The organism is Stenotrophomonas sp. FR010 (assembly GCF_047520755.2).
Classification (GTDB): Bacteria; Pseudomonadota; Gammaproteobacteria; order Xanthomonadales; family Xanthomonadaceae; genus Stenotrophomonas; species Stenotrophomonas sepilia.
Genome location: NZ_JAXBQT020000014.1, coordinates 126,865 through 147,073, shown reverse-complemented (window position 1 = coordinate 147,073; position 20,209 = coordinate 126,865). Strand labels below are relative to the sequence as shown.

22 protein-coding genes are annotated in these 20,209 nt (G+C 67.3%); 9 read left to right on the top strand and 13 right to left on the bottom strand.

Features of this window, described 5'->3' with window-relative positions; all coding sequences use genetic code 11:
* Positions 1-122 (bottom strand): transposase (locus tag ACM0PK_RS14335; protein ID WP_495498533.1); only part of this gene is annotated, 122 nt, incomplete at its 3' end.
* A gap of 205 nt (positions 123-327) precedes the next feature.
* Here ACM0PK_RS14335 and ACM0PK_RS14330 point away from each other — a divergent pair.
* Positions 328-1,245, top strand: coding sequence for a LysR family transcriptional regulator (locus ACM0PK_RS14330; protein WP_414607996.1), 918 nt, complete (start codon positions 328-330; stop codon positions 1,243-1,245).
* Positions 1,246-1,375: 130 nt separating this feature from the next.
* On the opposite strand, the gene ACM0PK_RS14325 is transcribed toward ACM0PK_RS14330, so the two are convergent.
* Together ACM0PK_RS14325 and lepB are read right to left on the bottom strand one after the other, a co-directional pair.
* Positions 1,376-2,632 (bottom strand): MFS transporter, encoded by a 1,257-nt coding sequence (locus ACM0PK_RS14325; protein WP_065185577.1) that lies wholly within the window; start codon positions 2,630-2,632, stop codon positions 1,376-1,378.
* A 124-nt stretch (positions 2,633-2,756) separates the two neighbouring features.
* Complete coding sequence (gene lepB / locus ACM0PK_RS14320; protein ID WP_065196003.1) at positions 2,757-3,383, bottom strand: signal peptidase I; 627 nt, start codon at positions 3,381-3,383, stop codon at positions 2,757-2,759.
* Positions 3,384-3,658: 275 nt separating this feature from the next.
* On the opposite strand from lepB, the gene ACM0PK_RS14315 reads away from it, so the two are divergent.
* Together ACM0PK_RS14315 and ACM0PK_RS14310 are read left to right on the top strand one after the other, a co-directional pair.
* Positions 3,659-4,060 carry a hypothetical protein gene (locus ACM0PK_RS14315; RefSeq protein WP_019661885.1) on the top strand — a complete coding sequence of 134 codons (402 nt, stop codon included), beginning with the start codon at positions 3,659-3,661 and terminating at the stop codon, positions 4,058-4,060.
* A 3-nt stretch (positions 4,061-4,063) separates the two neighbouring features.
* Complete coding sequence (locus ACM0PK_RS14310; RefSeq protein WP_004153636.1) at positions 4,064-4,510, top strand: 3-dehydroquinate dehydratase; 447 nt, start codon at positions 4,064-4,066, stop codon at positions 4,508-4,510.
* Positions 4,511-4,627: 117 nt separating this feature from the next.
* Here ACM0PK_RS14310 and dcp read toward each other — a convergent pair whose 3' ends face one another.
* From dcp to arfB, 3 genes are all read right to left on the bottom strand, one after another.
* Positions 4,628-6,784 (bottom strand): peptidyl-dipeptidase Dcp, encoded by a 2,157-nt coding sequence (gene dcp / locus ACM0PK_RS14305; RefSeq protein ID WP_134971942.1) that lies wholly within the window; start codon positions 6,782-6,784, stop codon positions 4,628-4,630.
* 111 nt (positions 6,785-6,895) lie between these two features.
* Entirely contained in the window at positions 6,896-7,498 is a 603-nt protein-coding gene (locus tag ACM0PK_RS14300; protein WP_049413619.1) for a lysophospholipid acyltransferase family protein, read from the bottom strand.
* A 4-nt stretch (positions 7,499-7,502) separates the two neighbouring features.
* A complete protein-coding gene (gene arfB, locus ACM0PK_RS14295) occupies positions 7,503-7,934 on the bottom strand; it encodes an alternative ribosome rescue aminoacyl-tRNA hydrolase ArfB (RefSeq protein WP_005420755.1) in 432 nt (143 codons plus the stop codon).
* A 133-nt stretch (positions 7,935-8,067) separates the two neighbouring features.
* On the opposite strand from arfB, the gene ACM0PK_RS14290 reads away from it, so the two are divergent.
* Positions 8,068-8,601 carry a DUF2059 domain-containing protein gene (locus tag ACM0PK_RS14290; RefSeq protein WP_005420757.1) on the top strand — a complete coding sequence of 178 codons (534 nt, stop codon included), beginning with the start codon at positions 8,068-8,070 and terminating at the stop codon, positions 8,599-8,601.
* A 75-nt stretch (positions 8,602-8,676) separates the two neighbouring features.
* On the opposite strand, the gene ACM0PK_RS14285 is transcribed toward ACM0PK_RS14290, so the two are convergent.
* Both ACM0PK_RS14285 and ACM0PK_RS14280 read right to left on the bottom strand, forming a co-directional pair.
* Positions 8,677-9,420: a pseudouridine synthase gene (locus ACM0PK_RS14285; RefSeq protein WP_005420759.1), complete on the bottom strand. Its 744-nt coding sequence runs from the start codon at positions 9,418-9,420 to the stop codon at positions 8,677-8,679.
* Positions 9,421-9,505: 85 nt separating this feature from the next.
* Positions 9,506-10,093 carry an O-methyltransferase gene (locus ACM0PK_RS14280; RefSeq protein WP_134971944.1) on the bottom strand — a complete coding sequence of 196 codons (588 nt, stop codon included), beginning with the start codon at positions 10,091-10,093 and terminating at the stop codon, positions 9,506-9,508.
* A 165-nt stretch (positions 10,094-10,258) separates the two neighbouring features.
* Here ACM0PK_RS14280 and ACM0PK_RS14275 point away from each other — a divergent pair, with 165 nt between their 5' ends.
* The 4 genes from ACM0PK_RS14275 to ACM0PK_RS14260 are packed head-to-tail and all read left to right on the top strand — an operon-like array spanning position 10,259 to position 13,391.
* Positions 10,259-10,870 carry a PIG-L deacetylase family protein gene (locus tag ACM0PK_RS14275; protein WP_049413625.1) on the top strand — a complete coding sequence of 204 codons (612 nt, stop codon included), beginning with the start codon at positions 10,259-10,261 and terminating at the stop codon, positions 10,868-10,870.
* Entirely contained in the window at positions 10,870-12,009 is a 1,140-nt protein-coding gene (locus ACM0PK_RS14270) for a glycosyltransferase family 2 protein (protein ID WP_180884861.1), read from the top strand. Before ACM0PK_RS14275 ends, ACM0PK_RS14270 begins: the two co-directional genes overlap by 1 nt.
* Positions 11,996-12,601 carry an LbetaH domain-containing protein gene (locus ACM0PK_RS14265; RefSeq protein WP_069138105.1) on the top strand — a complete coding sequence of 202 codons (606 nt, stop codon included), beginning with the start codon at positions 11,996-11,998 and terminating at the stop codon, positions 12,599-12,601. Before ACM0PK_RS14270 ends, ACM0PK_RS14265 begins: the two co-directional genes overlap by 14 nt.
* Before the next feature lie 4 nt (positions 12,602-12,605).
* Positions 12,606-13,391: a YaiO family outer membrane beta-barrel protein gene (locus ACM0PK_RS14260; protein ID WP_049439153.1), complete on the top strand. Its 786-nt coding sequence runs from the start codon at positions 12,606-12,608 to the stop codon at positions 13,389-13,391.
* A 52-nt stretch (positions 13,392-13,443) separates the two neighbouring features.
* On the opposite strand, the gene ubiB is transcribed toward ACM0PK_RS14260, so the two are convergent.
* Positions 13,444-15,099, bottom strand: a complete 1,656-nt coding sequence (ubiB, locus tag ACM0PK_RS14255; RefSeq protein WP_134971948.1) for a ubiquinone biosynthesis regulatory protein kinase UbiB — start codon at positions 15,097-15,099, stop codon at positions 13,444-13,446.
* Entirely contained in the window at positions 15,096-15,731 is a 636-nt protein-coding gene (locus ACM0PK_RS14250) for a ubiquinone biosynthesis accessory factor UbiJ (protein WP_088496705.1), read from the bottom strand. Before ACM0PK_RS14250 ends, ubiB begins: the two co-directional genes overlap by 4 nt.
* Before the next feature lie 391 nt (positions 15,732-16,122).
* Here ACM0PK_RS14250 and ddlA point away from each other — a divergent pair, with 391 nt between their 5' ends.
* Positions 16,123-17,217, top strand: a complete 1,095-nt coding sequence (gene ddlA, locus ACM0PK_RS14245) for a D-alanine--D-alanine ligase (RefSeq protein ID WP_414607995.1) — start codon at positions 16,123-16,125, stop codon at positions 17,215-17,217.
* Positions 17,218-17,293: 76 nt separating this feature from the next.
* Here ddlA and ACM0PK_RS14240 read toward each other — a convergent pair whose 3' ends face one another.
* The 3 genes from ACM0PK_RS14240 to oleC form a co-directional block, all read right to left on the bottom strand.
* The gene (locus tag ACM0PK_RS14240; RefSeq protein ID WP_005407633.1) at positions 17,294-17,449 is read right to left on the bottom strand and encodes a DUF1328 domain-containing protein; all 156 of its coding nucleotides are present in this window, start codon (positions 17,447-17,449) and stop codon (positions 17,294-17,296) included.
* An 81-nt stretch (positions 17,450-17,530) separates the two neighbouring features.
* On the bottom strand, positions 17,531-18,523 hold the full coding sequence (oleD, locus tag ACM0PK_RS14235) for a 2-alkyl-3-oxoalkanoate reductase (protein WP_072167323.1): 993 nt from the start codon (positions 18,521-18,523) through the stop codon (positions 17,531-17,533).
* Positions 18,520-20,178 (bottom strand): olefin beta-lactone synthetase, encoded by a 1,659-nt coding sequence (gene oleC, locus ACM0PK_RS14230; protein WP_414607994.1) that lies wholly within the window; start codon positions 20,176-20,178, stop codon positions 18,520-18,522. Before oleC ends, oleD begins: the two co-directional genes overlap by 4 nt.
* Positions 20,179-20,209: the final 31 nt, after the last annotated feature.

The following is a 20,209-nucleotide window of genomic DNA, read 5'->3' as shown; positions in this document are numbered from 1 at the left end:
ACCCAGCGCCTGACCGTGGAGAACTCCAGGCCGTAGCGACGAGCAACGGCTTTGACCGATGTGGAGGTCTTGCAGGCCTCTTTGGCGACCTGCAGTTTGAAACGCGCGTCGTATCTGTTCATGTATCCCTCGGGGTTGGATCTGATGTCCAACTCCCGGGGGTCACTTCACCCTGGGGGCTCGATGGCGCCATCCATGGCGCCAACGGTCCTGCCCACCCACACCGCCCCGCCTCTGACAGGTTTTCGCGATCTGTCGGGGTCGCATCCCGTTGCTGCGCAACGGGCTCTGACCCCATTTCCGGCTGACGATGAATAAACTGGACGCATGTCCATCGAACTCCGTCACCTGCGCTACTTCCTCGCTGTCGCCGATACGCTGCACTTCGGCCAGGCGGCGGAGCGGTTGGGCATGTCGCAGCCACCGCTCAGCCAGCAGATCCGCCAGCTGGAAGAACTGATTGGCGCGCGCCTGTTCGTGCGCAGCCATCGCCGCGTGCAGCTGACGCCTGCGGGCGAGCTGCTGCAGGAACGTGCACGCGCCATCGTGCAGCAGGTGGAAACGGCCGTGGACGAGGTACAGCGTGCACAGCGTGGTGAGCAGGGTGAACTGCATATCGGTCTGACTCGCGCCACGCCACTGTCACCGCAGATTCCGCGTTCGATCCTGCGCTACCGTCAGCAGTACCCGCAGGTGCGGCTGCAGCTGAGCGAGATGAACACGCTGCAGCAGATCGACGCGCTGCTCGACGGTTCACTGGACGTGGGCATCATCCGCAAGCGCGCGCTGCCGCCGGAACTGGTGGCGCACAGCCTGTTCGTCGACACGCTGGCGCTGATCGTGCACGCCGACCACCCTGCCCTGCGCAGGCTGTCGAAGCAGGGCACGCTGTCGCTGCGCGACTTCGCTCAGGAGCCGTTCGTAGCGTTCCGCCGCAGCGCCGGCGCGGGCATCCACGACCACATGATCGCGTTGTGCGCGGCGGCGGGCTTCACGCCGCGCATCGTGCAGGAAGCCGGTGAAGCATCGACGTTGATCAGCCTGGCCGCCGCGGGCCTGGGTGCGGCGATCCTGCCGTCGTCATGCGATCACATACGCGTGGAAGGATCGCGCTTCGTGGCACTGGCCGATGCCGGCGCGCATTCGGAAGTGCAGCTGGCCTGGCACCGCGAACGGGTAACGCCGCTGATCCGTAATTTCGCCACGCTGCTGCGCGGGGCGTTCGCCGGTAGAGTCGACTGTTAGTCGACTATCGCGCGCAGCGCGGGTTTTCGCGATCTGATGGAAGAGCAGTCGACTGACAGTCGACTCTACCTCGGCAAAGCCGCTACACCGTGGTTGCCGGCCAACGGCCGGCACTACCGTACGCGGTGGATCACGCGGTGACCGGCTGCGGCGCGCGCTGCTGCAGTGCCCAGACGATGCCACCACCGATCAGGGTCAGCACGGCAGCGAACAGGCACACACCCAGCCAATCCCAGGCCGCATAGGCCAGGCCACCGACCCCGCCCAGCACGCTGGATCCCAGGTAGTAGGCGAACAGGTACATCGCCGAGGCTTCGGCGCGCATCGTACCGGCGCGGCTGCCAACCCAGCTGCTGGCCACCGAGTGGCCGCCGAAGAAGCCGAACGTGACCAGCGCGATACCCAGTGCCATCGCACTCAGCCACGGCATTGCCAGCAGCACGATGCCGGCGCCGATCAGCGCGAACGAGATCGACAGGATGCGGCCGCGGCCGTAGCGCGTGGCCTGCTGGCCCATCCACGCCGAACTGAAGGTGCCCACCAGGTAGACACTGAAGATCAGGCCGACCACGGTCTGGCTGAGGTGGTAGGGCGGCGCCAGCAGGTGGTAGCCCAAGTAGTTGTAGAGGGTGACGAACACGCCCATCAGCACGAACGAGGTGGCGAACAGCCACGGCAGGCCCGGGTCGGCGAACAGCATGCGCCAGCGCGACGGCAACTGGCGCAGGCCGTCACGACGGGGATGGAAGTGGCGCGACGGCGGCAGCTGAAGCCACAGCAGCACCGTGCTGGCCACCGCGATGATCGAGACCACGCCGATACCCCAGCGCCAGCCCCAGTGGTCGGCGATGATGCCGGCCAGCAGGCGCCCGCTCATGCCACCGATGGCATTGCCGCCGATGTACAGGCCCATCGCCAGGCCCAGCGCACGGCTGTCCATTTCCTCGACCAGGTAGGTCATCGCCACCGCCGGCACGCCGCTCAGCGCCAGGCCGAGCAGCGTGCGCAATACCAGCAGCGTGGTCCAGTCATCCACCAGCGCCGAGCTCAGCGACAGCATGGCCGAGGCCAGCAACGCGACGATCATCAACGGGCGGCGGCCGACTGCATCGGACAGCAGACCAGCCAGCAGCATCGCCACGGCCAAGGTGCCGGTGGTCAGCGACAACGACATGGCGCTGCCGGCGGCGGACACGCCGAAATGGCGGCTGAACTCAGGCAGCAGCGGCTGCACCGTGTACAGCAGGCCGAAGGTGGAAAAGCCGGCCAGGAACAGTGCCAGCGCGGTGCGACGAAAGGCCGGTGTGCCCTGCTGGATGCGGGTCTCGGCGCTGGGGTCGACAGTGGGGGGGCGGCGTTCGACGGCCGCCGCGGTTTCGCCAGTCATGGGATCGATGGGCCGGTGGGGGCGGCCAAGCGCGGGAGGGAACGGGCCTCAGACTAGGCCCGTCTATCCAGTCGATCCATAACCTGATAGGTCATGATTGATATACGAGAAGTATCAATTCAGCTTACAGGCGCTGCCACTCGAAGCCGTCGCCCCGGCGGTAGTACACCGCCACCGCGCGGCCGTAGAGCTTGTCGGCGTCGACGAAGCCGAAGAAGCGGCCATCGAAGCTGTTGCCGCGGTGGTCACCCAGCACCAGCACCTTGCCAGCCGGCACCACCAGGTCGGCGATGTCCGGACCGCCGCCCATGTCCAGATCAAGGCGGGCACGTCGCTCGCCGAAGGCTTCCACGTCCTGCAGGTCGGCCATCTGCAGCGGCTGCCCGTTGATGCTCAGATGGCCTTCGCGCATCTGCACATGGTCGCCCGCCACTGCCGCCACGCGCTTGATCAGGCGGGTGCCGTCGGCCGGTGAATCGAACACCGCCACTTCACCACGCTGCGGAACGCCGGTGGTCATCAGTTCCTTGCCGGTGAACGGCAGGCGCAGGCCATAGGCACGCATGTCCACCACCACCCGGTCGCCGGGCTGCAGGGTCGGCTGCATCGAACCACTCGGCACCACGTAATGGTTGGCCAGGGTATCGCGGGCGGCGGCGAGCAGGCCGAGCATCACCAACAGCGGCAATGCCTCCTTCTTCAGCCAGGCCACGGCGCGTTGGGAAAAGGGGGGACGGGCAACAGCATCCATGACAGGCTTCGGTTGGGTGGTGGCTGCATCAGACCTCATCCGGGCGCAAGAGGTTCCCGCGCCGCGCTCCTGTAGAGCCGAGCCTACGCTCGGCTTGTTCTTTGTAGCGTCGAGGTTGCCCGACCGGGGCGCAGAGCAGCCGAGCGTAGGCTCGGCTCTACATGAAGGGTTACGCAGGTTTTACGCCCCGGCCCGGCCGCGGGCATCGCACCTTTACGGGCAGCACGCGCATCGTGTGCCCACCGCGCCACACGGCGCATTCCGCAAGGTGTTGTATGACCCTCTTGGTGATCCGCCACGCCTCTTCGTCTGCACCGCGCCCCCAACTGCCGGCACAGCTGGCCGGCCATCGCGTGCTGTGCAGCGACTGCGCCAGCCTGTCCGAGGTACGCCAGTGCCTGTGCCAGCCGCAGGCGCGCTCGGCCGACTGGGTACTGCTGGATGTCGGTGCCGCCGACGAGGCGCAATGGCAGGCCGAAGGTGGCGCGCTGCAGGCGGCGCTGGAACGGCTGCCGGCGCAGTACATCGAGTTGCAGGCACCCAGCGAACCTGGTCTGGATGCACGCCTGCGCCTGCAGCACGGCCCCGCCGCCGTGGTGGTCGACCAGCGCAGCCAGCAGGCCGGTTACCCGTTGTCGCTGGCCATTGTCGGCCGCCGCCTGGCGCAGGAGGGCTGAGTCATGTCGATCTTCATCATCCGCGGCCCGGAAGCGGCCGGCGCGCTGATCCGCACCGCGATGCCCCTGCCGGCGCCGGTACTGAAGTCGCTGGTGCATCGCGCGATCGACGCCGGAACCAGCGTGGCGATCCGTGCCTGTGGCTCGGAACAGGAACTGCTCGATGCGCTGCGTGTGGCCGATCACAGCCGCGGCGAGGTGACGCTGCTCGATCCGGGTGCGTGTGCCAACAGTCTGCGCCTGCAGCGGCTGCTGCCCTATCTGCACAACGCGTACGTAGAGGTGCATGACGACGGCGCAGTGGCCGAACCGTGCCTGCCGGCCGGTGTCGGCCAGCGCCTGGGCATCGCTGCTGGGTATGGTGCGCAGAGTTATGTGCTGGCGCTGGATATCGCGCTCGATCACCTGGGCCTGGCCGAGCAGGCCAACCGGGTGCACGTGGGGACGTGATCCGCTTGTGTAGAGCCGAGCCCATGCTCGGCTGCGTCTCCAGAAAAAGCCAGCCGAGCATGGGCTCGGCTCTACACAAAGAAAAACGGCGGGGTCGCCCCCGCCGTTTTCGCTTTCTTATTTCAGCCCGCGGAACTTCAGCAGCGGTTCCACCGACGGGTCCTTGCCGCGGAAATCGCGGTACAGGGTCGACAACTCCACGCTGTTGCCGCGCGAGAGGATCTTGTCGCGGAACTCCTGGCCGTTGGCCGCCGTCAGGCCACCGTGTTCGGTGAACCACTGGTAGGCGTCATGGTCCAGCACTTCGGCCCAGAAGTAGGCGTAGTAACCGGCCGAGTAACCACCACCCCAGATGTGGTCGAAGTAGGTGGTGCGGTAACGCGGCGGCACCTGCGGCAGGTCGACCTTGAACTTCTTCAGCGCGCTGGCTTCAAAGGCGCCGACATCCTGCAGCGGTGCGTCGGCCTTCTGCGTGTGCCAGGCCAGGTCGAGCAGCGCGGCCGACAGGTATTCGGTGGTCGCATAGCCCTGGTTGAAGCTGCGCGCCTTGAGAATCTTGTCGACCAGTTCCTGCGGCATCGCCTCGCCGGTCTTGTAGTGCTTGGCGTAGTTGGCGAACACCTTCGGGTCCAGTGCCCAGTGCTCGTTGAACTGCGACGGGAACTCGACGAAGTCACGCGAGGTGGCGGTGCCGGCGATCGACGGGTACTTCACGTTCGAGAACATGCCGTGCAGCGCATGGCCGAACTCATGGAACATGGTGGTGACGTCGTCGAAGCTGATCAGCGCCGGCTGGCCGGCGGCCGGCTTGGTGAAGTTGCAGACGTTGTAGACCACCGGCTTGGCACCGGTCAGGCCGTCCTGCTCGACGAACACGTCCATCCAGGCGCCGCCGGACTTGCTGTCACGCTTGAAGTAGTCGGTGTAGAACAGGGCCAGCGAGGTGCCGTCCTTGTCGAACACTTCGTACACCTTCATGTCCGGGTTGTAGGTCGGAATGTCGGTGCGCGGCTTGAAGGTGATGCCGTACAGCTGGGTGGCGGCGTAGAAGACGCCGTTCTGCAGCACGTTGTCCAGTTCGAAGTACGGCTTGATCTGCGACTCGTCCAGATCGTACTTGGCCTTGCGCACCTGCTCGGCGTAGAAGTCCCAGTCCGAAGCGGCGACCTGGAATCCGCCCTTCTGCGCGTCGATGACCTTCTGGATCTCACCGGCTTCGGCGCGCGCCTTGGCGGTGGCGGCCGGCACGGTGTCGGTCAGCAGCTTGAGCGCGGCCGCCGGAGTCTTGGCCATCTGGTCGCCCAGCTGGTAGTCGGCGAAGGTGTCGAAGCCGAGCAGCTTGGCCTTCTGCGCACGCAGCTGGGCCAGGCGCTGCACGGTCTGCCGGGTGTCGTTGGCATCACCGCGCTCGGCGCGGGTTTCAGAGGCCTTCAGCACGGCGGCACGCTGGTCGCGATCGCTCAGCGAGCCGAGCACCGGCTGCTGGGTGGTGTTCTGCAGCGGCAGCAGGAATTTGCCATCCAGCTTGCGGTCCTTGGCGGCGGCCGCAGCATTGTTGATCGCGCCCTCGTCCAGGCCGGCCAGCCTGGCCTTGTCGTCAACGACAACAGCCGCAGCGGCGGTCGCGGCCACCAGGCGGGTGTGGAACTGGGTGGAGAGCGTGGTCTCTTCCACGTTGAGCTTGCGCAGGGTCGCCTTGTCAGCGTCGGACAGCTGCGCACCGGCGCGCACCAGGCCATCGTAATAGTGCTCGACCAGGCGCTTCTGAACCGGGTCCAGCTCCAGCGTGTCACGCTGGTCGTACAGCGACTTCACGCGCGCGAACAGCTTCGGATCGAGGTTGATCTCATCCTGGTGCGCGGCCAGCTTCGGCGCCACTTCTTCCTGGATCTTCTGGCGCGCATCGTTGGTGTCGGCCTGGACCAGGCCGAAGAAGATGCGCGACACGCGGGTCAGGGTCTCGCCGCTGCGCTCCATCGCCACGATGGTGTTGTCGAAGGTGGCCGGCTCGCTGCTGTCGGCGATCTTGCGCACGTCGGCCAGGTGCTGGCGCATGCCTTCTTCGAACGCCGGCAGGTAGTCGCTGTCCTTGATCTTGTCGAACGGCGGGGCCTGGAACGGCAGCGTGCTGGCACTCAGCAGCGGATTGGTGGAGGCTTCGGCCGGCTGCTGGGCCGGGGTCTTCTGGGCATCGGACACGGGGGTGGACTCCTTGCCGGAACAGGCCGCCAGCGCCAGGCTGATGGCGGCGGCCAGGACTACGGTACGCGACATGTAAAAACGCTCCTTGGGCAGACGGTATGGATACCAGCCCTCCACCCTACTCCTGTCGCGCTCGCCCGGCATGTGCCGGACGTGGCGTCTATGCGGCGCCCTGCGGCCGGCTCAGACCGTGCCGCGGGTCTTGCCGATCCAGGGCCGGTAGAACTCGCGGATGGCAGCCATGTCGGCCACATCGTCGCCGCTCGGGGTGAACAACGGACCGATGCCGATGGTCTTTTCCGGATAGTGGAAATACGCAGTCAGGATCGGCACGTCGGCCATCCGGGCGATCTTCAGGAAGCCGGCCTTCCAGTCCTTCACCGCCTTGCGGGTGCCCTCGGGGGTGATGGCGAACCACATCTTCTCGTTGTTGCGCAGCAGGTCCACCGCCTGGCCCACCGTGCCCTGTGGCGAGCTGCGATCGAGCGGAATCACGCCCAGCCGGTGCAGCAACGGGCCCAGCGGCCACCAGAACAGCGACGCCTTGCCCAGCACCTTCACCTTCATGCCCAGCGCGATCTTCGCCGCCATGCCCCACAGCCCGTCCCAGTTGGACGAATGCGGGGCGATGATGAAGACCAGCCTGGGGATATCAGGCAGGGTGCCGGTCACCTTCCAGCCCCCCATGCGCAGGGTGCAGCGCGCCAGCCAGCGCAGGAAGGCGTTGGGTTTGACCTGCGGCATCTGCGGCGGCACGGCCGGCAGCAACGAAGTCGGGTTGTTCAAGCAATCACTCCCAGTCACGTGATGAGCGCCCGCGCTTGATCTGCGCGCGCCCGCGTTTGGCGTCCAGACGACGCAGTTTCGACCCGAGGGTCGGCTTGGTGGCCTTGCGCGGTTTGGGCACGCTCAGCCCGGCCTGGATGAAGGCCGCCAGCCGCTCGCGCGCATCCTCGCGATTGCGATCCTGGGTGCGGAAACGTTGCGCGTCGATGACCAGCACGCCTTCGCCGGTCATGCGCCGGTCACGCCGCGCCAACAGCCGCGCGCGCAACGGTTCGGGCAACGAGGGCGAGTTGGCCACGTCGAAACGCAGTTCCACCGCAGTGGACACCTTGTTGACGTTCTGGCCGCCGGCGCCACTGGCGCGCACGAACCGCTCGACGATCTCGCCGTCGGGGATTTCAAGCTGCGCGCTGATGGTGACCGGTCCACTGCCCATCCGCGCATTGTAGCGGCAGCCACGTGGTGGAGTGCGCCATCGCGCCCCGTATGCCGCCGATCAGGCGCCGAACACGCCGCCTTCGCCTGGGCTGCAGGTATGCTGGCGGTCCCATGTACCGCAGGAAGCCCGCATGACCCGCTTCGCACCCGCCCTGCCGTCCCTGCTGCGCCGCGCCGCCCTGCTGCTGGCACTGGCCACGGCCAGCGTCCCGGCCCTGGCCGCCCCGCCGACCGACGGCGACATCAACCGCCTGCTGTCGGCCTCGCGCGCGCAGAGCATGATCGACACCATGGTGCCGCAGATCGAAGCCATGCAGCAGCAGCAGTTCCAGCAGGTGGCCGCACAGCGCCAGCTCACCGCCCAGCAGCAGGAACAGCTGAAGCGGATCCAGGCGCGGACCAGCCAGACCCTGCGCCAGGCCATGTCGTGGCAGCAGCTGCGGCCGATGTACGTGGACCTGTACAAGAAGACGTTCAGCAAGGAAGACGTGCTGGCGATGGCCGAGTTCTACGAGAGCGCGGCAGGCCAGAGCCTGCTGGACAAGACCCCGGCACTGATGCAGAACGTGATGGTGGCCATCCAGGCGCGCATGCAGCCGCTGTTTGCGGACCTGCAGAAAGACCTGGAAGCGATCGTCAACGAGCCGGAAAAGAAACGAGAATGAGGTAGTGCCGGCCGCTGGCCGGCTCCCCAGTACACCTGGAATCACGCAGCTGCCGGCCAGCGGCCGGCACTACCGTCAAACTGCGTCCACCTGCCAGCCGAACAGGTCCAGTGCCTTCTGGAACTGGCGGTCCAGCGGCGCACTGACATCCACGTTGCCGCCCTCCGGATGCGGAAAACGCAGGCGCTCGGCGTGCAGCAGCATGCGGTGCACGCCCTGCATGCGGAAGATGCGGTTATGGCGCCCATCGCCGTGGCTGGTATCGCCGATCATGTGATGCGACAGGTGCTTGAGATGACGGCGGATCTGCCGGAAGCGCCCGGTCTGCGGCTGGCAGCGCAGCAGCGCGTAGCGTGAGCTGCTGAACTCGCCCACCGGCACCGACAGCTCGCCAGTGGCCAGGCGCTGGAAATCGGTGATCGCCGGCTTCTTCACCGGCTTGCCCGGCCCGCCGTCCAGATCATGGTCCACCCGCCAGGACAGCTCGGCCGGCCAGCCTCGGCAGACCGTCAGGTAGTCCTTGGCCACTTCGCCACCCATCAGTGCCTTGCCCAGCGAACTGGCGGTTTCGCGGTCGAAGGCCAGCAGCAGGCAGCCACTGGTGGCCCGGTCCAGGCGGTGCACGAGGAAGATCGGCCGCCCCAGCTGCTCACGCAGGCGGTCGGCCAGGAAATCATCTTCGCCACGGGCCAGCTTGCTGTCGTGGACCATCAGCCCGGCAGGCTTGTTGACCACGGCCAGGCGCTCATCCAGGTGCAGCAGCTGCAGGGGCGCGGTTTCAGTCTCGACCGCGGCGAGGGTGTCAGGTTCGGTACTCACCGCGGGATTATAAGGGTGCCCTGTATGGGGTCAGATCCCTTTTCCACGGGAAAAGGGATCTGACCCCGGGTCTGTGGCGTGGCAATCAGGCGTTGCGCACGGCCAGCAGTTCGCCGTTGCCCACCGGCACCACGCTGGTGCTGAAGTCCGGATCGGCATCCAGCAGCAGGCACAAGGGTTCCATCTCTTCCGCGTGCGAGGTCGCGTTGTCCACCACCAGCAGGCCCCCCGGTCGCAGCACGCGGCGCAGCTGCGGCCACCAGCCGGCGTACTGCCCGCGGTCCGAATCGAGGAACAGCAGGTCGATGCTGCCTTCGGCGGCCCCTGCCAACCACTGCCCGGCATCGCCATGCACCAGCGTGATGTGCGCGGCCAACCCGCTGCGCGCGAACGTGGAGCGCGCCATCGTCACCTTGTCCTCGGCGAATTCCAGCGTGGTCACGTGACCGTCGATGGCGGCGGCGGCTTCGGCCAGCCACAGCGTGGAGTAGCCATTGGAGGTGCCAATTTCCAGTACCCGTCGCGCGGTGCCGAAACGCACCAGCACCGACAGGAATTCACCGGTATCCGGCGTGATGTTGAGCATGCGCCGAGCGCGCTCGGTTTCATGCGCGTCGTTTTCAGCACCGAAGTGCATCAGTTCGTTCTTCAATTCCGAAAGCCGCATCGTCATCGCTTCTTTCAATTGCCGCAGCAAGGGTAAGCATTGTGGCCTGTCCGGCCACATTTCGTATTCCTCCTAGCCCCGCGCCGCGTTCACGTTGCGATAGTTCCCGCCTTCTTCACGCGGGACGGTGCACCCGCCCGCTGCCCTCTTGGTTTCCGCAAGGACACGGCCATGGTTCTCGACATTCTGGCAATCGGCGCCCACCCCGACGACATCGAACTCGGTTGCGGCGGCAGCCTGGCCAAACTGGCCCGCGCCGGTGCACGCATCCATGCGCTGGTGCTCAGCCGTGGTGGCCGTGGCTGTCATGCCGGCATCGACCGCGGCGACGAATCGCACCGCGCGTTGCGGCGCCTGGGTGTGGCCGAGGTGATCCAGCGAGACTTCCCGGATACCCGCTTTCCTGCCTGCCGCAACGACATCGTCGCGGCGATCGAGCAGGCCTGCGCGCAGATCACACCGCATCGCGTCTACACGATGTGCGGCGAAGACCATCACCAGGACCATCGCACCGTCCACGAAGCGTCGATCATCGCCTGCCGCAGCATCCCGCAGATCCTCTGCTACGAGAGCCCCAGCACGTTGCCACAGTTCGCACCGCAGGTATTCGAGGACATCAGCGCACAGCTGGACCTGAAGATCCATGCCTTGCGCGAGCATGCCAGCCAGGGCGATCGCCACTACATGCAGGAGGATCACCTGCGCTGCCATGCGCAGTTCCGCGGCCAGCAGATCGGCATCGGCCCCAGTGAAGGCTTCGTGCCCTACCGGCTGGTGCTGTGATGAAAACGCTGCTGTTCCTGGCCATGTGTGCCTTCATCCTGGTGCGTGTGTGTGTGCAGGCCTTGCGCCGCCCCAGCACGCGCCTGTACAGCATCGATGCGATCGTGCCGGCCTACAACGAAGCCCCCTGCCTGGAGCGCTCGTTGACCAGCCTGCTGCAGAACCCCTACGTGGCGCGGGTGATCTGCGTGAACGATGGTTCCACCGACAACACCGCGCAGGTGCTCGATGCGCTGCAGGCGCACTGGCCCGGGCGCCTGGTGGCGGTGCATCAGTCCAACACCGGCAAGGGCGGCGCGCTGATGCATGGCCTGCAGCACGCCACCGCCGAGCAGGTGTTCCTGACCGACGCCGACACCCATATCGATCCGCGCGGCCACGGCCTGGGCCACCTGCTGGACGAGATCGAGCGCGGTGCCGATGCGGTCGGTGGCGTGCCGTCGTCCAGCCTGCAGGGTGCCGGCTTCCTGCCGCATGTGCGCGCCAGCCTGAAGCTGCCGATGATCGTCATCAAGCGCAGCTTCCAGCAGTGGCTGGGCGGCGCCCCCTTCATTGTCTCCGGTTCGTGTGGCCTGTTCCGTACCTCGGTGCTGCGCAAGGTCGGCTTCTCCGACCGCACCCGCGTGGAAGACCTGGACATGTCCTGGTCGCTGGTCGCGCAGGGGTACCGCGTCCGCCAGAGCGTGCGCTGCGTGGTCTACCCGCAGGAATGCAACACGCTGGTGGAGGAATGGCGGCGCTGGCGGCGCTGGATCGTCGGCTATGCGGTGTGCATGCGCCTGCATCGCGGCCTGCTGCTGACCCGATTCGGCCTGTTCAGCATCCTGCCGATGATGCTGCTCGCGCTGGCCGGCATCGTGCTGACCCTACAGGTCTGGTTCGGTGCGGCCCAGCTGCATGGGCCGGGTGGCCTCGCCCTGTCTGTGATGCCGCTGTTCTGGATTGGCATCGTCATGTTGCTGGCGGTGATCAGTGCGATCCACCACCGCCGGGCGTGGCTGGTACCCGCCGCCGCGTTCTCGATGTTGTACGTGCTGCTCGCCTACGCGATCTGGTTGATGCACGGCGTGGCCGGGCTGTTCACCGGACGCGAACCGCTGCGCGACAAACCGACCAGGTATCCGCATGTGGTGGAATGACCTGGCCGCGATGGCCGCCGCGCTTTCGACGCTGCCACCGCACGTCGATTCCACTGCACAGGTTTCGCCGCGCGCGATGGTGCAGGGCAAGGTGAGGATCGGCGCCGGCAGCCGCATCTGCGACGGCGCCCAGCTGCAGGGGCCGGTATCGATCGGCCGCGACTGCCTGATCGGCAACAATGCGCTGCTGCGCGGCCCACTGCGTATCGGTGACGGCGTGCGCATCGGCTTTGCAGGTGAACTGAAGAACGCACTGATCGGCGACGGCGCCTGCATCGGCCCGCAATGTTTCATCGCCGACAGCCGCGTCGACGCCCGTGCCTACCTGGGCGCGCTGGTACGCACCAGCAACCATCGCCTGGATGGTGCGACGGTCGCCGTCCACATCGGCAATACCGTCATCGACAGCCAGCGCGACAAGCTCGGCGCCTGGATCGGTGAGGGCGCCGCGCTGGGTGTCGGCGTGATCATCCTGCCCGGTCGCATCGTCGCGCCGGGCAGCCAGTTCGGACCGCGCATCACCGTGGAACGAAACCTGCCGCCCGGTCGCTACCGGCTGCTGCAGTCGCTGCATTCCCAACCCCTGGAGTAACCCCATGCGATTGATCATCCGTGGCGCACTGCCGTGTGCCCTGCTACTGGCTGTGTCCAGCGCCCACGCCGGCATCGACCGGGTCTCGGTGCAACTGGACCATGCCGACTACACCGACGGCTTCGGCAAGCGTGACGTACAGACCGTGGACGTGGCCGGCCGCAGCGGTGACAGCCGTTGGCATCTGGGCCTGGCCCATGGCGAACGCGACTACGGCAGCAAGCGCTTCGGCGGCAATCGCGTGCAGGGTTCGCTGCACCAGCGCTGGAGTCCTCGCGTCTCGACCCGTACTGCCTTCACTGCCTCCAACGATGACCCGGTATTCGTCAACCGCCAGGTCAACCAGGACCTGCAGTGGCACGTGGCACCGCAGACCGTACTGAGCGTGGGCGGCAAGTACGCCCAGTACCATGCAGGCGCGTACGTGAGTGGCTGGTCGGTGGGCGCAGCGCATTACTTCCCGCGCGTGACCGCCTCACTGCGCCACGAGCGGCATCGCCAGTCCAATGGGCCCGACGGCCATGGCACCACGCTGTCACTGCGCCTGAAGGATGCGCAGGGCCGTGGCTCGACCCAGCTGTGGCTGGGCAGCGGTACTTCCGGCTACACCGCCGATTCCGATCCGCTGCTGCTGCGCGAACACGATGCACGTCGTGCCTTCCTGCGCCGCAGCCAGCCGCTGGGTAAGCATCTGGTGGTGGACATGGGCATCGGCAAGACCTGGCACAGGACACGCCTGGACCGCTTCCAGAGCGTGCAGTCACACCTGGGCCTGGGCTATCACTGGTAGAGCCGTGGCCGGTCGGCGGCGTGTGACGCCGCCGACTGTGGATAAACAGGGATCAGCGCCACCACGCGCGCGCCAGCGCCGCCGCGCCAACGGCACCGGACACCCAGCTCCACATCGGCAGGTCGCCCCAGTACCAGCCCGGCGGCTGCAGCACGTACATCAGCGCAGCGATGGCCAGCAGGCCGACGCCGGTGATCGCGCCGACCGCGCGCTTCTGCAGGCGCTGCACGCTGGCATCCAGCGCAACCAGATCGCGCGAGCGCATCGCCAGCTCGTGGCGCCCCTCCACCTGCTGGGTCAGCCAGGCGTGTACGAGGCGCGGCATGTCCGGTGCGTGGGTCATGATTTCCGGCAACCGCTTGCCGATCTCGCGCACGACCCGGCGTGGGCTGTAGCGCTCGCGCAGGATTTTCGCCAGCACCGGCTTGGCCACCGCCCAGATATCGATCTGCGGATCCAGCTGGCGGCCGACACCTTCGATGTTCAGCAGGGTCTTCTGCAGCAGGATCAGCTGCGGCTGCAGGGTCAGCTGGTAGCGCTGCGCCACGCGGAACAGCTTCATCAGCACTTCGGCCAGCGAGATCTGCGACAGCGGGCGGGTGAAGTACGGCTCGCACACCGAACGCACGGCCGCTTCCAGATCATCGATGCGCACGTTGTCCGGCATCCAGCGCGCCTGCACGTGCAGTTCGGCGATGCGGCGGTAATCGCGGTTGAAGATGGCCATGAAGTTCTCGGCCAGGTAGTACTGATCCTCCTGCGACAGCTGGCCCATGATGCCGAAGTCCAGCGCGATGAATCGCGGGTTGGCGCGGCGGGCCGGATCGGTGTCGACCCAGATGTTGCCGGCGTGCGCATCGGCATGGAAGAAGTTGTCGCGGAACACCTGGGTGTAGAAGACCCGCACGCCCTTGGCGGCCAGTGCCTTGCGGTCGATGCCGGCCTTGTCGAGCGCAGCGATGTCGTCGGACGGGATGCCCCACACGCGCTCCAGGGTCAGCGCGCGCTCGGCGGTATGGCTCCAGATCACTTCCGGCACGTACAGGTCGTCGCTGTTCTCCCAGAAGCGGCGCAGCACGCTGGCATTGGCGCCTTCGCGCTGCAGGTCCAGCTCGGCGGCCAGGGTGTTCTCGACTTCGGCCACCACTTCGCGCGGTCGGATCTTGTCGGCACGCGGATGGGTACGCTCGACCAGCGCGGCCAGCGAGTTGAGCAGGGCGATGTCGGCATCGATCTGCTTCTCGATGCCCGGGCGCAGCACCTTGACCACCACCTGGCGGCCATCGGCCAGCGTAGCCGCATGCACCTGCGCGATCGAAGCCGAGGCCAGTGGTTCGGTATCGAAGCTGGCGAACGCCTCGCTGACCGGCAAGCCAAGCGCTTCCTCGACAATGCGACGCGCGGTGTCACCGTCGAACGGCTTGACCCGGTCCTGCAGCAGGGTCAGTTCGTTGGCCACGTCCGGCGGCACCAGGTCGCGGCGGGTGGACAGGATCTGGCCGAACTTGACGAAGATCGGGCCGAGGTCCTGCAGCGCCAGGCGCAGGCGCGCACCGCGCGACTGTGCGGCGATGTCGGCCGAGGCACGCGGCACGAACGGCTTGGCCAGGCGCAGCCAACGCTCGGCCGGCGTGCCCTGCAGCAGGTCGTCAAGGCGGTAACGCAGGATCACCCGGCCGATGCGGCTCGCCCGCAGCACGGCCTTCATGCGGCACCCCGCAGGCGCTGCACCCGCGCGCCAAGACGCTCGACGTCATCGCGCAGCACGTCCACATCATCGTGGAAGGCATCCAGTTCGGCGCGCGGCACCACGTCGCGCGATTCCTCGGTGATGAATTCGGCGGCGCTGTGGGCCAGGTCGATCGCACCCTGGCGCGCGTGCTGCAGGGCGCTGCGCAGGGTGTTGGCGACCTGCACGCCCAGTACCTCGCCAAACACGCTGACGAACGGCTGCTGCCAGTCCGGGTCGAAGCCCTTGGCCAGCTGCTGCAGGCGCCGCGCCAGTTCGGCGTCACCGGCCACGCGTACACGGCCCTTGTTGTTGGACTCGCCGCGCCGTGCGTTGGCCAGCAGCGGCAGCTGCGCCAGCACGCCGGCCAGGCTGCTGCGCACGGCCAGGTCGGCTTCCTGCGCATCCACCGGGCCGACCCCCAGCTGGTCGCCGTCGACGCTGATGCGCATCGCCAGCGACGGCGCTTCCAGGGTCAGGTCGATGTGCCGGCCATCGAGGCTGGCCAGGGCATGGCGGGTATCCGGATCCAGCGCCAGCGCGCGGTTCAGGGCGATCTGCAGGGCGCGGCCAGCGACCGGCTTGAGGGACTTGAGCAGGGAAAGAGCCATGGGCGCATTCTACCTGCGTGGGTGGGGGGCTTGGGCCGGGCTGCCGCCCGGCACCCGCAGATGCAACAGCCAGGGCAACATCAAAAGCTGGCTATCCGTGGGATGGCGGGGTGGGTCCGGTTGCGGGGGACGCTGCAAGTACGTCCATGTAAGCTCGGTCGCGCCATCCATGGCGCTCACGCCCCCGCAACCGGACCCACCCCGCCTTCGACAGCTTGCTGCGATCTGTCGGGACGGCGTTCTGTGTTGCTGTTGGTGGGTGTCGACCTTGGTCGACACGGCAGATCCACGCCATGCGTGGATGGATATCCGGTTCATCTGTGCCTCACGCGGAGGGCTGATGAAGGTTCATGCTATGAGGCCACGCAACGCACAGGACATCGCATTCCCCATGGCACGGACCCGGGTCGGCATCATCTTCGGGGGCAAGTCTTCCGAGCACGAAGTTTCACTGCAGTCGGCGAAGAACATCCTCGATGCGCTCGATCGCGAGCGCTTCGAGCCGGTGCTGGTCGGCATCGACAAGCAGGGGCAGTGGCACCTGAGCCAGCCGGACACGTTCCTGATCAATGCCGAAGATCCCTCGCGCATCGCGCTGCATCGCTCCGGCACGTCGCTGGTGGTGCGCCCGGGCGCCGAGCAGGGGCAGCTGCAGCCGTGCGATGCGGCCTACGCGCTCGGCCAGGTCGATGTGGTGCTGCCGATCGTGCACGGGCCGCTGGGCGAGGACGGCGCGCTGCAGGGCCTGCTGCGCATGGCCAACCTGCCCTTCGTCGGTTCGCCGGTACTGGGCTCGGCAGTGGCGATGGACAAGGACGTGACCAAGCGCCTGCTGCGCGACGCGGGGCTGCAGGTGGCGCCGTGGCTGTGCATCCGCCGCCACCAGGTGGCGGAAGTGGATGTCGATGCGGTGATCGCCCAGCTTGGCCTGCCGCTGTTCGTGAAGCCGGCCAACCAAGGCTCGTCGGTAGGCGTGAGCAAGGTCAAGGATGCGGCGGGCTTTGCCGAAGCGCTGGCACTGGCGCTGCACTACGACCACAAGGTGCTGGTGGAATCGGCGGTGATCGGCCGCGAGATCGAGTGCGCGGTGCTGGGCAACGAACATCCGCAGGCCAGCCTGTGCGGCGAGGTGGTGGTGCACGACGAGTTCTACGCCTACGACACCAAGTACATCAACGCCGATGGTGCCGAAGTGGTGGTACCCGCGGATATCGATGCTGCAACCCAGGCGCGGATCCAGCAGATCGCGCTGCGGGCCTACCAGGCGCTGGAGTGTGCCGGCATGGCGCGCGTGGATGTGTTCCTCACCGCGGGCGGCGACATCACCATCAACGAGGTCAACACGCTGCCGGGCTTCACCCGCATCAGCATGTACCCGAAGCTGTGGGGTGCCAGCGGCGTGGACTACACCACGCTGATCACCCGCCTGATCGAGCTGGCGCTGGAGCGCCATGAAGCTGATCGCGAACTGCAGAGCGCTGTATAGCGTTGTTGTCGCCCGCAGAGTCGAGCATGGCTCGACTCTGCCGAAAGTGATACCGGCCAGCGGCCGGCACTACCAGCTAGCCTCGCTTGCGGAACATCGAGATCACCGCAAGGATCAGGAACACCACGAACAGGATCCAGGCGATGTTCGTTGCGGCGCCGGCAATTCCGGAGAAACCCAGAACGGCGGCGATGATGGCGATGACAAAGAAGATGATGGCGTAGTGCAGCATGGCGCTCCTCGCGGGTGGTCGAGCCTTGGATGGCGTGGGTCCATCCTCCCGGTCCTGCGGTGTGCAACCAGTGATGGCGATCTATGCAGCAGATGAAGCCTTCAGCCTGCGCAGCCCCTCTTCGATGCTGACCTGCGGCACGTAGCCGAAGTCACGGCGCGCCGGTTCCATGCTGTACCAGTGCGGCGTGCACAGCTGCTCGGCCAGGAAGCGGGTCAGCGGCGGCTCGCCGCGCAGGCGCAGCAGCGGCCACAGCCGCTCGCAGACGGCGCCGATGCGGTAGGCGGTCTTGAAGCTGATCGCCTTGTCCACGGATGGCGCACCCACCGCAGCCAACAGCTTGTTCACCAGCTCGCGCATCGGCAACGGCTCGCCGTTGGAGATGAAGTAGGCCTTGCCCGCACACGCAGCGCCCGGTGCCAGGGCGTCAAAGGCGAGGAAGTGCGCCAGCGCGGCGTTGTCGATGTAGGTGGTATCGACCTTGTTGTTGCCATCGCCGACCAGGCGCAGGCGTCCCTGCCGCGCACGCTCGGCGAGCCTGGGCACCAGCTGCTGGTCACCGGGGCCCCAGATCAGCCGCGGGCGCAGTGCCACCGTCGCCAGCGACGCATCGTTGGCGGCCAGCACGCGCTGTTCGGCGATTGCCTTGGTGGCCGCATACGGCGCCTGGAAATCTTCGCCGTACGGCACCTCGTCAGCCCCGAGGCCTTCCACCGGGTGCGTGGCACGATGGGTCACGCTGGGCGTGGAGGTGTAGACCAGCCGGTTGATGCCATGCACGCGGCAGGCCGCGAGGACGTTGTCGGTGCCGACCACGTTGGCCTGGTGGTAGCTGTCATAGCTGCCCCATGCGCCGGCCTTGGCGCCGTTGTGGAACACCGCATCGACGCCGGCCACCGCATGCAGCACCGCCTGCGCATCGGCCAGATCACCGCGGATCTGGCCCACGCCCATCGCCTGCAGTTCCGGGTAATGACTGCGGTTGAACGCCAGCACCTGGTGGCCACGCTCGACCAGCCCGCGGCACAGCGCCTGCCCAAGGAAACCACCGCCACCGGTGACCAGGATCTTCATGCGCGCTTCTCCAGTTCGGCGCTGGCCCAGACGGCGAGCTTTTCGCGGCCGATCTTGGCGTTGTGACGGATATCGACGGGGAACGCCGGATGCACCAGGAAGTGCTGCAGGCCGGCCTCTGGCAGGCGGGCGGCCGCGTGCGCACGCAGCGCTTCCTGCAGCGCCGGGCTGTCGGACCGGCCGCGCTGCAGTTCCACGCACAGCACCGGCACCTGCGCGCCGGCGGCGCCGACGCCGACCAGTGCCGTGCGCGCCACGCCGGCCACGGTGTTGAACACCGGCTCGACCTGCTCGGTGTACAGCGGCCCGCGCGCGGTTTCCACGCGCTGGGTCTTGCGCCCGCAGAACCACAGGCGGCCCTGCACATCGAAATAACCGACGTCGCCCATGCGATGCACCACGCGGGTGCTGCCATCGGCCAGCGTCTCGCGGATCTTCGCCGCCGCGGTGGCCTGCGGGCGGTTGAAGTAGCTGTCGGTGGCGGTCGGCCCGGCCACGGTGATTTCCCCCACTTCCCCCACCGCCAGCACGCGCGCCTGCGACCAGTCCGGCAGCGGTGCGTCGTCGATGGCGATGATGCGCACCTCGTTGGGGGCCACCACGTTGCCCACGCAGGTGCCGGCACCGGCCTCGGTCGCCGCACGGGTGCGCTCCAGTTCGCGGCCTTCGACCACCGCCACCGGCAGGCACTCGGTGGCGCCATAGGGGGTCCAGAACTGCGCATCGGCCGGCAGCAGGCTGCGGATGGTGGCGACCACGTCCGGCGGCACCGGTGCCCCGGCCGAGGTCACCCGGGTCACCGTCGGCAGTGGCCGCCCGTGCCGGGCCAGCACCCGCATCAGCGCTGGCGAGCCGAACAGCTGGGTCACGCCGAAGCGCTGGATGGCATCGTGCAGGCGTCCCGGGTCGGCCTGCGCCGGCCGCGTCGGGTCCATGTCCGGGATCACCGAAGTCAGGCCCAACGCCGGGTCGAACAGCGCGAACGGTGGGAAGGTCGGCAGGTCCACCCCACCCGCTTCCATGCCGAAGGCACTGCCCAGCAACTGGATCTGGCCGACGAAGTGGCGGTGGCGGTAGACCACGCCCTTGGGCACGCCGGTGGAGCCGCTGGTGAACAGGATCGCCGCCATGTCCTCGCCATCGGTATCGGCCAGCATGGCCCCCCCCTTGGCACCGGCACGTTCCAGCGCGGCCAGGCTGGTACCGCCCCAGCCGAGGCGTCGGCCGACCGTCACCAGCCGGGTGGCCGACGGCGCCCAGCGCAGCACCAGCCGCGCCACATGCGCCAGCGGAATGCCGATGAAGGCCTGCGGCTGCGCCTCGTCCAGGCACTGCTTAAGCGCGCGCCGGTCGATGCCCGGATCGACCAGCACCGGCACTGCGCCCAGCTTGAACAGCGCGAACATCAGCAGGAAGAACTCCGGAGAAGGCCGCACCATCACCACCGTGCGCACGCCACGGCCGATCCCGTAGCCGGCCAGGCCGGCGGCCATGGCATCACTGCGGGCGTCCAGCTGACGGTAATCGAGGGTGACATCGTAGGCGGCCATGCCGTTGCCGGCGCCGCGGCGGCCCGGGCAGCGGATGGCGATCTGGTCGGGGCGTTCACGCGCCAGTTCAGGCAAACGGGCCGCAATGTTGCAGGGTCGGTTCATCCGTTCATTGTCGCCGCTTACGGAATTTCTT

Excerpts from the sequence above, each read along its gene's own strand:
- ACM0PK_RS14265 (WP_069138105.1), top strand. The coding sequence starts at position 11,996 with ATGTGGTGGAATGACCTGGCCGCGATGGCCGCCGCGCTTTCGACGCTG.
- oleC (WP_414607994.1), bottom strand. The coding sequence starts at position 20,178 with ATGAACCGACCCTGCAACATTGCGGCCCGTTTGCCTGAACTGGCGCGT.
- ACM0PK_RS14275 (WP_049413625.1), top strand. The coding sequence starts at position 10,259 with ATGGTTCTCGACATTCTGGCAATCGGCGCCCACCCCGACGACATCGAA.
- ddlA (WP_414607995.1), top strand. The coding sequence starts at position 16,123 with ATGGCACGGACCCGGGTCGGCATCATCTTCGGGGGCAAGTCTTCCGAG.
- ACM0PK_RS14290 (WP_005420757.1), top strand. The coding sequence starts at position 8,068 with ATGACCCGCTTCGCACCCGCCCTGCCGTCCCTGCTGCGCCGCGCCGCC.
- ACM0PK_RS14310 (WP_004153636.1), top strand. The coding sequence starts at position 4,064 with ATGTCGATCTTCATCATCCGCGGCCCGGAAGCGGCCGGCGCGCTGATC.
- ACM0PK_RS14260 (WP_049439153.1), top strand. The coding sequence starts at position 12,606 with ATGCGATTGATCATCCGTGGCGCACTGCCGTGTGCCCTGCTACTGGCT.
- ACM0PK_RS14270 (WP_180884861.1), top strand. The coding sequence starts at position 10,870 with ATGAAAACGCTGCTGTTCCTGGCCATGTGTGCCTTCATCCTGGTGCGT.
- oleD (WP_072167323.1), bottom strand. The coding sequence starts at position 18,523 with ATGAAGATCCTGGTCACCGGTGGCGGTGGTTTCCTTGGGCAGGCGCTG.
- ubiB (WP_134971948.1), bottom strand. The coding sequence starts at position 15,099 with ATGAAGGCCGTGCTGCGGGCGAGCCGCATCGGCCGGGTGATCCTGCGT.
- ACM0PK_RS14315 (WP_019661885.1), top strand. The coding sequence starts at position 3,659 with ATGACCCTCTTGGTGATCCGCCACGCCTCTTCGTCTGCACCGCGCCCC.
- ACM0PK_RS14280 (WP_134971944.1), bottom strand. The coding sequence starts at position 10,093 with ATGACGATGCGGCTTTCGGAATTGAAGAACGAACTGATGCACTTCGGT.
- ACM0PK_RS14325 (WP_065185577.1), bottom strand. The coding sequence starts at position 2,632 with ATGACTGGCGAAACCGCGGCGGCCGTCGAACGCCGCCCCCCCACTGTC.
- arfB (WP_005420755.1), bottom strand. The coding sequence starts at position 7,934 with ATGGGCAGTGGACCGGTCACCATCAGCGCGCAGCTTGAAATCCCCGAC.
- ACM0PK_RS14240 (WP_005407633.1), bottom strand. The coding sequence starts at position 17,449 with ATGCTGCACTACGCCATCATCTTCTTTGTCATCGCCATCATCGCCGCC.
- ACM0PK_RS14250 (WP_088496705.1), bottom strand. The coding sequence starts at position 15,731 with ATGGCTCTTTCCCTGCTCAAGTCCCTCAAGCCGGTCGCTGGCCGCGCC.
- ACM0PK_RS14330 (WP_414607996.1), top strand. The coding sequence starts at position 328 with ATGTCCATCGAACTCCGTCACCTGCGCTACTTCCTCGCTGTCGCCGAT.
- lepB (WP_065196003.1), bottom strand. The coding sequence starts at position 3,383 with ATGGATGCTGTTGCCCGTCCCCCCTTTTCCCAACGCGCCGTGGCCTGG.
- dcp (WP_134971942.1), bottom strand. The coding sequence starts at position 6,784 with ATGTCGCGTACCGTAGTCCTGGCCGCCGCCATCAGCCTGGCGCTGGCG.